This window comes from Gibbsiella quercinecans, from assembly GCF_002291425.1.
GTDB classification, from domain to species: Bacteria; Pseudomonadota; Gammaproteobacteria; order Enterobacterales; family Enterobacteriaceae; genus Gibbsiella; species Gibbsiella quercinecans.
The window spans coordinates 1,072,946-1,086,572 of the sequence record NZ_CP014136.1; the positions used below are offsets into that span (position 1 = coordinate 1,072,946).

Here is a 13,627-nt window from a genome sequence, read left to right on the forward strand (position 1 = left end):
CTTAGCGCAGAAATGCGTAGTGCCCACGCCGGCTGATGCCCGACGGCCAGACAGCGCCCCTGACGTTTCAACCACCCAGTGATAATCATAGCCAACAGAACGCACACGCAATCGGCCAACTGTCGCAAACCCGGCAGGAAATCAGCATCCGCCGCGTGAGCTTTCGCCGCCAATAGCGAAGAGCAAAACTATACTGAAGAGAACAAGCCCATATCTATCAGGCAGAGACTGAAAAATGAATGCGCGTCAACGCCAGGCGGCGGTAACCGCTGCCCACGGGCAAGCGTTAGTTTTCCGCCCTTTGCGCCTGCGCCCGCCGCGGGTTAATGAAGTGCGGGTACGCCTGGTAGCCTGCGGCATTTGCCATACCGATCTCAGTTGCTGCGCCGGCGCTATGGCGGGCGCGATACTCGGCCATGAAGGCGCCGGCATCGTTGAGCAGGTGGGCAAACAGGTGCGCAGCGTGCAGCCTGGCGATGCAGTGGTGCTGTCTTATCAATCCTGCGGCCAGTGCCCCGCTTGCCGGCAGCAACGCCCGGCTCACTGCGAAAACTTCTGGCAGTTGAACTTCGATTTTCAGCGCCTGGACGGCAGCAGTGGTTATTACCCGCCGCTGCACGGCCACTTTTTCGGGCAATCCGCCTTCGCCACCCATGCGCTGGTCACCGAGCGTAATCTGGTGAAGGTTGCGCCGGATTTGCCGCTAGAGGTGATTGCGCCGCTCGGCTGTGGGTTGCAGACCGGGGCGGGCACCATTATCAATTCGCTGAATCTGCAGGCCGGCGAGAATGTACTGATCCTGGGTGCCGGTACGGTCGGCCTGGCGGCGATCATGGCGGCGGCTATCCGCCAGGCGGGCAATATCGCCGCCGTCGATCTGCTGCCCCAACGGCTACAGTTGGCGGCAGAACTGGGCGCCACCACCACGCTGGCCGGCGATGACCCCGCGCTGCCGGCGGCGCTTACCGCCCTTGGCGTAGCCTGGGACTACGTGGTGGATACCACCGGCAGCCGTATGCTGGATGAGCTGGGCCAGCAGGTGCTGTGCCCCGGCGGCACTCTGGTGCGGTTGACTGGCGGCGGCGGAATGCGGCTTTCCGAAGGGCGGAAAATTATCAGCGTTATTCAAGGGGATGCCATCCCGCAGCGCTTTATCCCCTACCTGATCGCCCAATGGCAAAAGGGCTGTTTTCCTTTCGATCGTTTGATCACGCATTACCCTTTCAACGCCATCAACCAGGCGCTGGCGGCAGCGAAATCCGGCGACGCGATAAAAGCCGTACTGCGTTTTACTTAACCGCGATTAGCGGCCAATAGATTAATTTTCAACGCCTTTTGGTTGTATCGTTATAACAAAAAAGAATTGGTTATGACGTATTCCCCGCCGTTATGCTTCTTTTTTTATCTAACAAGCAGAATTATTATGTCGACAACCATTGTGGCGCCCACCGTCACATCTTCTACAGGGATAACCGGGGCAGCCGTCCCCATCCGCAACGCCGCCGATGTGGCCAATTTGGTCAACGGCGGCGCCGCCAAGCGTAACGACGCGCGTATCGTGGTCGCCATCGCGCTGGGCGGCGTATTTTTGGACGCTTACGATCTGGGCGCGCTGGCGTTCGGTATTAAAGACGTGGCGCGCGAGTTCAATCTCTCGCCAACCGGCACCGGGCTGGTTGCCTCTGCCATTACCTTCGGCGCCATCATCGGTGCATTTATCGGCGGCTACCTGACCGACAAAATCGGCCGTTATCGCGTGTTTATGGCGGATATGTTTTTCTTCGTCTTCGCTGCGTTGGCCTGCGCCTTCGCGCCCAATGAATGGGTGCTGGGCGGCGCGCGTTTCGTGATGGGGCTGGGCGTGGGGATCGATCTGCCGGTAGCGATGGCGTTTTTGGCCGAGTTCTCGCGCCTTTCCGGCCGCGGCAACAAAGCGGCGCGCATCGCCATGTGGTGCCCCACCTGGTATGCGGCAATCAGTATTTCCTACCTGCTGGTGCTGTTGCTGTATGGCGTGCTGCCGGAAAGCCATACCGACTGGCTGTGGCGGCTGATCCTTGGCTTTGGCGCCGTGCCGGCGCTGCTGATTATCGCCATCCGCAGCCGCTATATGAGTGAATCGCCGGTGTGGGCCGCCAACCAGGGCGATCTGCAGGGCGCGGCCGCGATCCTGCGGCGCTCGTACAATATCAATGCTGAAGTTACTGCTGACGCTGAACAGGGCCGGCCGGTGCAGGCGCGGCGCGCCTCATGGCGCAACTACGGCACCCTGCTGCAAGGCGTTTACCTGCGGCGCACGGTGCTGGCGACGGTTATCGCCATTGCCTCTTCTTTTGCCTATAACGCCGTCGCCTTTGGCCTGCCGGTGATCCTTTCCAGTTTCCTGGCGCAGTCGATGCTAAGCACCATTCTGTTCTCGCTGGCGCTCAACCTGCTGTTTGCCTTTGTCGGCGGCTTGATTGCCGTGCGGTTGGTGCCCGCAGTGGGAGCCTGGAAACTGACGGTGCTGGGCTATATGTGCCAATTGGCGGCGCTGATTGGGCTGGCAGTGGTCGGCCACCCAGCCAACGGCGGCGAAGCGGCGTTTTCCATCGGCATGCTGGCGCTGTTCCTGCTTGGCCAGGGCTTTGGCCCCGGCTCGCACAGCATGACGTTTGCCTCGCTAAGTTACCCGACCTCGCTGCGTGGCGTTGGCGTCGGCTTTAACCAAACGCTGATGCGATCCAGCTCAACGCTGTCGCTGTTCCTGTTCCCGGTACTCTCGGCAACGCTGGCCACCGACGTGTTCTGGGTAATCGCTCTCGCGCCGCTGATCGGCCTGGTTGCGCTGCTGGCGATCCGCTGGGAGCCTTCGGGCTACGATGTGGACGCCGAAGACTTCCAACGTTCATAACCCCGCCCGTGTTCCCCTTCCCGCAAGGGGAACACGTTTACCGCCGCGCTTCCCTGCCGCATAACCACATTCACTTAACAACCCAATAAGATACTAGCTTAATAAGTTGCCATGTTAGCAAGCTAATAGTTTGCTAGCCTGCCAGGCTGATAACCTCATATGGCCGCGAGCTGCAGGTAGTGCGCCAACCGTTGACGCAGGTGGGCAATGCCTTGCGGATGCTGGATAAACACCGCCGCCGGCATCATCTGCCAGCGCTGCCCTTCATCACCAAAACGGATAGCGGCGATCTGCGCCGGCGTTAACGCGCCGGCCATAAACCAGGTTGGCAGGATGCCGCCGCGCGGGTTGGCGTAGCAGCGCTGCCAAAGCACCTGGCCCGCGCTGATCGCCAGCCCAAATTCTTCCTGCACCTCACGCTGCACGCAGGCCAGCGGCGTTTCCAGCCCTTCGCGCCCACCGCCGGGCAGATCCCAACAGCCAGGCCATGGGATGCCGGGTTTATCGTCGCGCTGATAAACCAGCACCCGCCCGGCCTGCAACAGCGCGATTTTTGCGCCGTCAAAGTTTTGCTGCACCTGATGCCCCCTGCCCGTTACGCCAGATTCCTGCGGCCATCATATCTCATCCGCCGGCCCCCTGGTGTATAGTAAAAAACCCGCTATCACTACAGGCGAACCAATACCATGAAATCACCTTTTCTGGTCACCCCGCAATGGCTGGCCCAGCACATCAACGATGAAGATCTGGCCATTGTCGATGTGAGAATGTCCCCACCCGGCCTGCAGCCCAAAAGAGACATTCAGGCCGAGTTTGAGCACGGGCACCTACCTGGCGCCGTGTACTTCGATATTGACGACGTCGCGGATAAAAATACGGATCTGCCGCACATGCTGCCTTCGGCCGACGCCTTTAGCCAGGCCGCCGGTGCGCTGGGCATCAGCGATAAGCACACCATTGTGGTCTATGACGAGGGCAACCAGTTCTCTGCCCCGCGCGGCTGGTGGACGTTCCGTAACTTCGGCGCGAAAAACGTTTACGTACTGGACGAAGGCCTGAACGGCTGGCTGGCGTTGGGCCATGCGCTTGAAACCGGCAACGCCAGCCGCCCGGCAGCCACCTTTACCGCCCGCTTCAATGCCGATGCGGTCGCCAGTATGCGGCAGGTCGAGCTGGCGCTGGAGGGGCAGGCGCAAATACTCGACGCGCGCGCCGCGCCGCGTTTCAATGCCGAAGCGCCAGAGCCGCGCCCCGGCCTGCACCGTGGGCATATCCCCGGCAGCATCAATATCCCGTTCGGCGAACTGCTGGAAAATGGCCAATTCAAAACGCTGCCCGCGCTGGAAAAAACCTTCACGGATAAAGGGGTCGATCTTAACGGGCCGATCATCACCAGCTGCGGCTCCGGCGTAACCGCCGCGGTGTTGGCGTTCGGCCTGCTGTCGTTGGGCGCCACGCAGGTAAAACTGTATGACGGCTCATGGGCGCAGTGGGGCGCGCTCGACGGCCACCAGCCGATCGAACCGCAACCGGCCTAGCCGTTTAGCCGCTCCGCGATAATATCGGCCAGCCGCAAAATGGCGCCCGCCGGTTTTTCGTCGGCGCGGTGCAACACCACGCCGATGTCGCCGAGCGGCGGCAACACGCCGGGCGGCAGGCAAACCAGGCTGGCCGGCACCCCGGCGCCGGTGCGCAGCGTAATGCCAAGGCCGGCGCTGACTGCCGCCCAAACGCCGCTCAGGCTGCGGCTGGTAAAGGCGATCCGCCACGGAATGCCGGCCCGATCCAGCGTGTCCGTCGCCGCGCTGCGCATCAGGCATGGGGCATCAAACACCACCAGCGGCAGCGGCTCCCCGGCGGCCAGCCACTGTGCGATATCCACCTGTTGCCCGGCGATCCAGCGCAGCGCCCGCTGCCCCAAATGATGCTGATACGGCGAAGCCTGGCCGCCGTCCCAGGCCAACGCCAAATCCAACTGCCCTTTCAGCAAGCTGTCGAGCAGCTCGCCATTGCGGGCGATGCGCGCCTCGATGCGCACCTGCGGGTGAGCGCGCACGAACCGGCCCAGCACCGCCGGCAAAAAGGTTTCGCCGAAATCCTCCTGTAACCCCAGGCGTACCGAGCCTTGTAAATCCAGCCCGCGCACGGCGGTAATCGCCTCATCATTCAGTTCCAGCAGCCGGCGGGCATAGCCCAGCAGGGTTTCACCGGCTTCCGTCATCACCATACCGCGCCCGGATTTGCGCAGAATCGGCACTCCAACCTGCTGCTCGAGTTTTTTCAGATGGGCGCTGACGGCGGAGGTAGAACGCCCCAGACGGTCGGCCGCTTTGGCAAAGCTGCCCAACTCAATGCCGGTAACGTAACTGCGCAAGTCGTCAAGATCGAACGTAATTCTGGCCATACCAACCATCCTGATTTTCAAAACTATTCGTCAAAATAATACCGATTTTATTCATTACGATGGCGTGCCACTCTGTTCCGGTCAACGTTTTTTGAGGAGAACCACCATGCTTGCCATGCAATACCGCTTCACCCTGCCCGCCGATTACGATATGGCGATCGTCCGTCAGCGCATCGCCAATTTCGGTCATTTACTGGATAACTACCCGCAGTTGATCGTGAAAGCCTATCTGTACGCCGAGGCGGGATCGCACAGCGCGGAAAACCGCTATGCGCCGTTTTATCTGTGGAACAGCAGCATCGGCATGTGTGATTTTCTGGCCAGCCCAGGGTTCGCAACGTTGACCCGGGATTTCGGCTGGCCGCAGGTTAGCCACTGGCTGCCCTGGGAGATGCGAGTTGATCGCTCAGCGCTGGCCGAAGCGCGCTTTGCCACTCAGGAATGCCGGCCAATCGCCCCCTACAGCGATTTGGCCGCGCTGCGCCGGCAACATCGGTTGGATGACCAGGCCGTGGGCGGAGTAATCGCATTCGATCCGGCCGGTTGGCAATGGCTGCGCCTGCAGCTATGGCGGGAATTGCCGACTCATGCCGCCCCCGGCAGCCAATGTTACGCCATCGGGCACATCAGCGCCCCGTTCGACCAATCACAGCCATCGATTGACAACCTTGCGCGGTATTGATAATCATTATCAAATAATCGGCACAATGATGTGCCGGATGCCATCGCCAGGATATGCCGCTATGCCTAACACAGCCATCACGCCTTTCACCACCCGTTGCTGCATTGTCGGCGGCGGCCCCGCGGGCCTGATGCTCGGCTATCTGCTGGCGCGCGCCGGGGTTAACGTCACGGTGGTGGAAAAACACGCCGATTTTCTGCGTGATTTCCGCGGCGACACCATTCACCCTTCCACGCTGGAAATCATGCACCAGTTGGGGCTGCTCGACGAGTTGCTGGCCCTGCCGCACCAAAAGGCGGAAAAGCTGCATGCCGAGATCGCCGGGCGCGACATCACGCTGGCCGACTTTACCCACCTGCCGACGCGCTGCAAATTCATCGCCTTTATGCCGCAGTGGGAGTTTTTGAATTTTCTGGCGGCCAAGGCGGCGGCCTTCCCGCAGTTCACGCTGATCAAATCTGCGCAGGTGGATCAACTGTTGTACAGCGGCGAACGGGTATGCGGGGTGTTGGCGCAAACCCCACAGGGGCCGATCCAGATCAATGCGCCATTGGTGATCGGCACCGACGGGCGCAATTCGGTGGTGCGGGCGCAGGCAGCGCTCAGCAGCCGTTCCTTCGGTTCGCCGCGCGACGTGCTGTGGATGAAGCTGAGCAAGCAGCCGGGCGATCCTGAATGGTCGATGGGCCATACCGGGCCGAAGCAAAATTTCATTATGATCGATCGCGGCGAATACTGGCAGTGCGGCTACTCGATCGAAAAAGGCAGCTTTGAGGCGATCAAAGCCGACGGGCTGGAGAAATTCCTGCTGCACATTGCCGGCATAGCCCCATTCCAGGACGATCGTCTGCAAGAGATCCACAGTTGGGATCAGGTAAAATTGTTAAGCATCCGTATCGATCGGCTGGATCATTGGGCGAAACCGGGGGTGTTGTGCATTGGTGATGCGGCGCACGCCATGTCGCCGATTGGCGGCGTGGGGGTTAACCTGGCGATTCAGGACGCCGTCGCCACCGCCAACAGCATCATTACCCCGCTGCTGGAAGGTAACCTGCAGCTCAGGCACCTGCAACGCGTGCAGCGGCGGCGCAACTTTCCCACCAAGGCCACGCAGTTTCTGCAAATAAAAATGAGCCAGCGCCGGCCAGGGAAACAACCCAGCCGCAGCAACGGCGGGCTAATGAAGCGGGTGGGCAACAGCCGCTGGCTGCCGCGCCTGTTCGGCCGGATCATCGGGCTTGGCTTCCGGCGCGAAACGCCCAAACACGCCGGCGCTGAACGGGTATAATCGCGATACCTTTTTCTGACAGAAGGCCTACAGATGCTCTTGATACGCCAGGCAACCCCTGATGATCTTTTTACCCTACACGCAATTGGCATCGCGACCTATCGGGCGCATTTTAGCCACCTCTGGCAGCAGCCAGAAGAGATCGCCAAAGACGTTGCCGTTCCCGCGTTGGAAAATACGCTGCAAAACCCACACACCTGTTGGCTATGCACGCGTGAATCACGGCTGCCGCAATAGCGAGGCGTTAACGGCCCCGCGCTCATTGCGCCATCAGATAGCCACCAACCCGCGCACGCCGTCTTGCTCCATCTCGCTGCCGCTGCCGCGCTGAATGATGCTGCCGCGCGACATCACCAGATAACGATCCGCCAGCTCGGCGGCGAAGTCATAAAACTGCTCCACTAGCAGGATTGCCATATCGCCGCGCGCGGCAAGCTGCTTGATCACCGCGCCGATCTCTTTGATCACCGAAGGTTGGATCCCTTCCGTCGGTTCGTCGAGGATCAACAGGCTTGGTCGGCAGGCCAGTGCGCGGCCGATCGCCAACTGCTGCTGCTGGCCGCCGGAAAGATCGCCGCCGCGCCGATGTTTCATCTCTGCCAGCACCGGGAACAACTCATAGATATGCGCCGGCACGCTTTTCGTTTCACTGCCGGAAAAGCGCGATAGCCCCAGCAGGATGTTCTCTTCCACCGTCAGGCGCGGAAAGATTTCCCGCCCCTGCGGCACATAGGCGATGCCCGCCTGCACCCGTTGATGCGGCTTGCGGTTATTTATGGTGTTTCCCTGCCAGTTGATGGTGCCGCTTTTGGCCGGGACCAGGCCCATCAGGCATTTCAGCAATGTGGTTTTACCCACGCCGTTACGCCCCAGCAGGCAGGTCACCTCGCCGATTTGCGCATCGAATGACAGGCCGCGCAGGATATGGCTACCACCGTAGTATTGGTTCAATTCATTGACTTGTAACATTTTTTACCCTTAGCTTATGGTCTATCCCTCACCCTGGCCCTCTCCCAACGGGAGAGGGAACCAACGATGCCACATGCATGTACCGCCTCCCTTACCCTGGCCCTCTCCCAATGGGAGAGGGCACCGACGGTGCCACATGCATGTACCGCCTCCCTCACCCTGGCCCTCTCCCAACGGGAGAGGGAACCGACGGTGCCACATGCATGTACCGCCTCCCTCACCCTGGCCCTCTCCCAGCGGGAGAGGGAACCGACGGTGCCACATGTATGTACCGGCGCCCTCACCCTGGCTCTCTCCCAGCGGGAGAGGGAACCGACAGTGCCACATGCATGTACCGGCTCCCTCACCCTGGCCCTCTCCCAGCGGGAGAGGGAACCGACGGTGCCACATGTACGTACCGCCGCCCTCCCAATGGAAGTGGGAACCGACGGTGCTATATGGGAGCACGGAATGCCCCCTCTCCCGGCGGGAGAGGGTTGGGGTGAGGGCGAAGGCGAAGGCGAAGCATCAACGCCCCAGATACACTTCAATCACCTGCTCATCCGCCTGCACCTGCGCCAATGAACCCTCCGCCAACACCTGGCCCTGATGCAAAACCGTCACGTGGTCGGCGATGCTTTCAACAAAGCCCATATCGTGCTCAACCACCATCAGCGAGTGCTTGCCGGCCAGCGATTTGAACAGTTCTGCGGTGTATTCGGTTTCCGCGTCGGTCATGCCGGCAGCCGGTTCATCAAGCAGCAGCAGGTGCGGTTCCTGCACCAACAGCATGCCGATTTCCAAAAACTGCTTCTGTCCGTGCGATAACAGTCCGGCCGGCCGGTGGCGTTCATGCCCCAGCCGCAGCGTTTTCAGCATTTCGTCGATGCGATCGCGCTGCTCGCTGTTCATCCTTGCGCGCAGGCAGGCCCACACCGACTTTTGCGTTTTTTGCGCAATCTCCAGATTTTCAAACACCGTCAACGCCTCAAACACCGTCGGTTTCTGAAACTTGCGGCCGATGCCGGCGCGGGCGATTTGCATCGGATCCTTTGCCGTCAGATCTATCGTTTGATCGTAAACCACACGGCCGCTGTCCGGCCGCGTTTTCCCGGTGATCACATCCATCAGCGTGGTTTTCCCCGCGCCGTTGGGGCCGATCACGCAGCGCAGTTCCCCCACGCCGATCTGCAGCGACAGATCGCGCAGCGCGTGGAAACCATCAAAGCTGACGTTGATCTGATCCAACGCCAGCACCGGATCGGTTTGTTGGCGGTTTTTATCAGCCGGCAACGGCTGGGTATAGAGCGCTTCGTTCATCTGTGGCTGGCTCATTGTGATTTCCCTCTGCGCAGCAGGCCAATAACCCCTTTTGGCAGGAACAGCGTGACGACGATAAACATCAGGCCGAGGAAGAACTGCCAATATTCCGGGATCGCCATGGTGAACCAGCTTTTGGCGCCGTTGACGATGCCGGCGCCCAACAGCGGCCCCACCAGCGTGCCACGCCCGCCGAGCGCCACCCAAATCGCGGCTTCGATCGAGTTGGTCGGCGACATTTCGCTCGGGTTGATAATGCCCACCTGCGGCACATACAGGGCGCCGGCCAGCCCGCACAGCACCGCAGACAGCGTCCAGACGAACAGCTTGAAACCCTTCGGATCGTAACCACAGAACATCAGGCGGTTTTCCGCATCGCGCACCGCCGTCAGCACCCGGCCGAACTTGCTGCGCGCCAGCGCAAAGCCCATCGCCAGGCTGGCGAACAACAGCACCACCGTCGCCAGAAACAGCGCCACACGCGTGCCGGTGGCGGTAATCGGGAACCCAAGCAGGGTGGTAAAGCCGGTAAAGCCGTTGTTGCCGCCAAAGCCGGTTTCATTGCGAAAGAACAACAGCATGCCGGCATAGGTCAGCGCCTGGGTCATGATCGAGAAATACACGCCTTTGATTTTCGAGCGAAACGCAAAGTAGCCAAAGACAAACGCCAGCAGGCCAGGCACCAGAATAATCAGGCACAGCGCCCAGCCAAAGTACTGGGTGCCGCTCCAGAACCACGGCAGCTCGCTCCATGACAGGAACGACATAAACGCCGGCAGGCCATCGCCCGCCGCCTGGCGCATCAGGTACATGCCCATGGCGTAGCCGCCGAGGGCGAAGAACAGGCCGTGCCCAAGCGACAGCAGCCCGGCGTAGCCCCAGACCAGATCCAGCGCCACCGCCACGATGGCGTAACACAGGATCTTGCCGACCAGCGTTAAGGTGTAGGTCGAGATCGCCAGCGGGTTATCCGCCGGCAGCAGTGCAAGAAACGGCATGATCAGCAGCGCCAGCAACAGCACCGCGCCGATGCCCAGCGCCAGGCGGGGAGCTTTCTGCACGCCGGTTATGGTTAATGGTTGGCTCATCAGTCAATCACCCTGCCCTTAAAGGCGAACAGCCCCTGCGGACGCTTCTGAATAAACAGGACAATCAGCGCCAGGATCAGGATTTTCCCCAGTACGGCGCCAATCTGCGGTTCAAGGATTTTGTTTACGATGCCAAGCCCCATGGCCGCGACCACTGTGCCAGCCAATTGGCCAACCCCGCCGAGCACCACCACCAGGAATGAATCGATGATATAACCCTGCCCCAGTTCCGGCCCCACGTTCCCCAACTGCGACAGCGCTACGCCGCCCAGGCCGGCAATCCCGGAGCCCAGGCCGAACGCCAGCATATCGACGCGCCCGGTCGGCACCCCGCAGCAGTCCGCCATCGCGCGGTTTTGCGTGACCGCACGCACATTCAGGCCAAGGCGGGTTTTATTCAGCAGCAGCCAGGTCAGCACCAGGACCAGTACAACAAACACAATCACCGCAATACGGTTCCACGGCAGCACCAGATTCGGCAGCAGTTGAATGCCCCCCGACAGCCACGCCGGGTTGGCCACTTCCACGTTTTGCGTGCCGAACAGCACCCGCACCAGTTGGATCAGCATCAGGCTAATCCCCCAGGTCGCCAACAGGGTTTCCAGCGGGCGGCCATACAAATGGCGGATCACCACCCGCTCCAGCGCCATGCCGATACAGGCGGTAACGGCAAACGCCACCGGCAAGGCCACCAGCGGATAAATCGCCAGCCACTGCGGCGCCAGCTGTTGGAGCAAGCTCTGCACCATGTAGGCCGAATAGGCGCCCAGCATCAGCATTTCACCGTGCGCCATGTTGATCACCCCCAGCAGGCCGTAGGTGATCGCCAGCCCCAGCGCCGCCAGCAGCAGGATCGATCCCAGCGATAGGCCGGTAAACGCCTGGCCGAGAATATCCCCGAGCATCAACCGGTGTTTGACGCTGTTCAGGCTTTTTTCCGCTTCGGCACGCACCGCCGCATCCGGCTCATTGGCGCTATCGGTCAGCGCCTGCAGGCGTGTCTGGGTTTCCGGATCGCCGGAGTTGCCCAGCAGGCGTACCGCGTTGAGGCGCACCTGCGGGTTGGTATCGGTCAGTTGCAGGTTGGCCAACGCAACGGCAAGCGCGTCGTGCACCTGGGCGTCTTTCTCTTCCGCCAGGCGTTGGCTCAACAGCGGCAGTTGATCGCTTTGCGCTTCGCGCTGTAAGGCCAGGGCCGCCTGCAAGCGCTGCGCCGGGTCATTACTCACCAGCATATGCGCGGATAAGGCGTTGGCGATCAGGTTGCGCAACCGGTTATTCAGCCACACCTTTTTCGGTGTGCCTACCGGGGCGGCATCGCCCGACAACGGCAGGAACTTATCGCCCTGCTGGATGAACGCGCGCTTGGCGCCGTCAATCACCACGTTTTCCTGTTTCAGCCCCTGCAGCAACGGCAGGCGTGAAGCGTCAGGCGCGGTAGACCACGCCTGCAATAGTTGCGCCTGCTGCGTACGGCTGGCTGCAGCAAAGTCGTCGGCTGGCGCGGCCTGCGCGAACATAGGCAGGCAGCACAGCAGAAACCACAGATGCCTAAGATGGCTTAGGGATAACAATTTCATCGTTTGTCTCGTCGCAATGGGCGGCGGCCCGCACTGGGATCGCCGCCCTTCTTCGTAGAGAGGATGAAGGGAAAACGCATTCTCCCCCTTCCCTGGCCCTCTCCAAGAGAGGGAATTCCCCTGCTGTCCGTTACTTACCGCCTTTCACCGGGTAGTCCGGCTTTTTGTCGTTGCCCGCGATGTACGGGCTCCACGGCTGGGCGCGGATAGGTTCTTCGGTTTGCCACACGACGTTGAACTGGCCGTTACTTTCGATCTCGCCAATCATCACCGGTTTGTGCAGGTGGTGGTTGGTTTTATCCATGGTCAGCGTAAAGCCGGAAGGAGCGGCGAAGGTCTGGCCGGCCATGGCCTCACGCACTTTGTCGACGTCGGTGCTGCCGGCTTTCTCAACGGCCTGCGCCCACATCTTGATGCCGACATAGGTGGCTTCCATCGGATCGTTGGTGACCGCAGTGGCGTTGTTCGGCAGATTTTTCGCCTTGGCGTAGGCTTTCCAATCGGCAACGAATTTCTGGTTGGTTGGGTTATCTACCGACTGGAAGTAGTTCCATGCGGCCAGGTTGCCCACCAGCGGTTTGGTGTCAATGCCGCGCAGCTCTTCTTCACCCACCGAGAAGGCAACCACTGGCACATCGGTCGCTTTGATGCCCTGGTTGGCCAGCTCTTTATAGAACGGTACGTTGGAATCGCCGTTGATGGTGGAGACCACCGCCGTTTTACCGCCGGCGGAGAATTTCTTGATGTTGGCGACGATGGTTTGGTAATCGCTGTAGCCGAACGGAGTGTAAACCTCTTCGATGTCTTTATCCTGTACACCTTTGGAATGCAGGAAAGCGCGCAGGATCTTGTTGGTGGTGCGCGGGTAGACGTAGTCGGTACCGAGCAGGAAGAAGCGTTTTGCCGAGCCGCCGTCTTCACTCATCAGGTATTCCACCGCCGGGATCGCCTGTTGGTTTGGCGCCGCGCCGGTGTAGAACACGTTCGGCGACATCTCTTCCCCTTCGTACTGCACCGGGTAGAACAGCAGGCCATTGAGTTCTTCAAACACTGGCAGCACCGATTTGCGCGAGACGGAAGTCCAGCAGCCGAATACCACCGCCACTTTGTCCTGCGTCAACAGCTGGCGGGCCTTCTCGGCGAACAGCGGCCAGTTGGAGGCCGGATCGACCACCACCGGCTCCAGCTTTTTGCCCAGCACGCCGCCTTTGGCGTTAATCTCGTCGATGGTCATTAACGCCATGTCTTTCAGCGGCGTTTCCGAGATGGCCATGGTGCCGGAAAGCGAGCTTAAAATACCCACTTTGATGGTATCGGCCGCCTGTGCGTTAAAGGCTAACCCCATCCCGATGAAGGTGGCGGACAACGCAAAAGCTTTAATAAAGTGACGACGTTGCATAGTAAAACTCCTGATGTGTGTATGA

The 13,627-nt window shown here is 60.6% G+C and carries 13 protein-coding genes; 6 read left to right on the plus strand and 7 right to left on the minus strand.

Features of this window, described 5'->3' with window-relative positions:
* Nucleotides 1–235 precede the first annotated feature (235 nt).
* Together ACN28Q_RS04900 and ACN28Q_RS04905 are read left to right on the plus strand one after the other, a co-directional pair.
* Nucleotides 236–1,297: an NAD(P)-dependent alcohol dehydrogenase gene (locus tag ACN28Q_RS04900; protein WP_095845310.1), complete on the plus strand. Its 1,062-nt coding sequence runs from the start codon at nt 236–238 to the stop codon at nt 1,295–1,297.
* A 126-nt stretch (nt 1,298–1,423) separates the two neighbouring features.
* Nucleotides 1,424–2,893, plus strand: a complete 1,470-nt coding sequence (locus tag ACN28Q_RS04905; RefSeq protein ID WP_095845311.1) for an MFS transporter — start codon at nt 1,424–1,426, stop codon at nt 2,891–2,893.
* 155 nt (nt 2,894–3,048) lie between these two features.
* On the opposite strand, the gene ACN28Q_RS04910 is transcribed toward ACN28Q_RS04905, so the two are convergent.
* Nucleotides 3,049–3,471, minus strand: a complete 423-nt coding sequence (locus ACN28Q_RS04910) for an NUDIX hydrolase (RefSeq protein WP_095845312.1) — start codon at nt 3,469–3,471, stop codon at nt 3,049–3,051.
* A 108-nt stretch (nt 3,472–3,579) separates the two neighbouring features.
* On the opposite strand from ACN28Q_RS04910, the gene sseA reads away from it, so the two are divergent.
* Nucleotides 3,580–4,431, plus strand: a complete 852-nt coding sequence (gene sseA / locus ACN28Q_RS04915) for a 3-mercaptopyruvate sulfurtransferase (protein ID WP_095845313.1) — start codon at nt 3,580–3,582, stop codon at nt 4,429–4,431.
* Here the strand turns inward: sseA and ACN28Q_RS04920 are convergent.
* Nucleotides 4,428–5,297, minus strand: a complete 870-nt coding sequence (locus tag ACN28Q_RS04920) for a LysR substrate-binding domain-containing protein (RefSeq protein WP_095845314.1) — start codon at nt 5,295–5,297, stop codon at nt 4,428–4,430. The genes sseA and ACN28Q_RS04920 overlap by 4 nt on opposite strands.
* A 106-nt stretch (nt 5,298–5,403) precedes the next feature.
* Here ACN28Q_RS04920 and ACN28Q_RS04925 point away from each other — a divergent pair, with 106 nt between their 5' ends.
* The 3 genes from ACN28Q_RS04925 to ACN28Q_RS04935 all read left to right on the plus strand — a co-directional run bounded on the left by ACN28Q_RS04925 (nt 5,404) and on the right by ACN28Q_RS04935 (nt 7,504).
* A complete protein-coding gene (locus ACN28Q_RS04925; protein ID WP_095845315.1) occupies nt 5,404–5,979 on the plus strand; it encodes a DUF4865 family protein in 576 nt (191 codons plus the stop codon).
* 61 nt (nt 5,980–6,040) lie between these two features.
* Nucleotides 6,041–7,267: an FAD-dependent oxidoreductase gene (locus tag ACN28Q_RS04930; protein WP_095845316.1), complete on the plus strand. Its 1,227-nt coding sequence runs from the start codon at nt 6,041–6,043 to the stop codon at nt 7,265–7,267.
* A gap of 33 nt (nt 7,268–7,300) precedes the next feature.
* On the plus strand, nt 7,301–7,504 hold the full coding sequence (locus tag ACN28Q_RS04935; protein WP_095845317.1) for a hypothetical protein: 204 nt from the start codon (nt 7,301–7,303) through the stop codon (nt 7,502–7,504).
* 33 nt (nt 7,505–7,537) lie between these two features.
* Here ACN28Q_RS04935 and urtE read toward each other — a convergent pair whose 3' ends face one another.
* From urtE to urtA, 5 genes are all read right to left on the minus strand, one after another.
* Nucleotides 7,538–8,236, minus strand: coding sequence for an urea ABC transporter ATP-binding subunit UrtE (gene urtE, locus ACN28Q_RS04940; RefSeq protein ID WP_095845318.1), 699 nt, complete (start codon nt 8,234–8,236; stop codon nt 7,538–7,540).
* Nucleotides 8,237–8,743: 507 nt separating this feature from the next.
* Nucleotides 8,744–9,535, minus strand: coding sequence for an urea ABC transporter ATP-binding protein UrtD (gene urtD / locus ACN28Q_RS04945; RefSeq protein WP_095848920.1), 792 nt, complete (start codon nt 9,533–9,535; stop codon nt 8,744–8,746).
* A gap of 11 nt (nt 9,536–9,546) precedes the next feature.
* A complete protein-coding gene (urtC, locus tag ACN28Q_RS04950) occupies nt 9,547–10,623 on the minus strand; it encodes an urea ABC transporter permease subunit UrtC (RefSeq protein ID WP_095845319.1) in 1,077 nt (358 codons plus the stop codon).
* Nucleotides 10,623–12,203 (minus strand): urea ABC transporter permease subunit UrtB, encoded by a 1,581-nt coding sequence (gene urtB / locus ACN28Q_RS04955; RefSeq protein ID WP_095845320.1) that lies wholly within the window; start codon nt 12,201–12,203, stop codon nt 10,623–10,625. Before urtB ends, urtC begins: the two co-directional genes overlap by 1 nt.
* A 130-nt stretch (nt 12,204–12,333) precedes the next feature.
* Nucleotides 12,334–13,602: an urea ABC transporter substrate-binding protein gene (gene urtA / locus ACN28Q_RS04960; protein ID WP_095845321.1), complete on the minus strand. Its 1,269-nt coding sequence runs from the start codon at nt 13,600–13,602 to the stop codon at nt 12,334–12,336.
* Nucleotides 13,603–13,627: the final 25 nt, after the last annotated feature.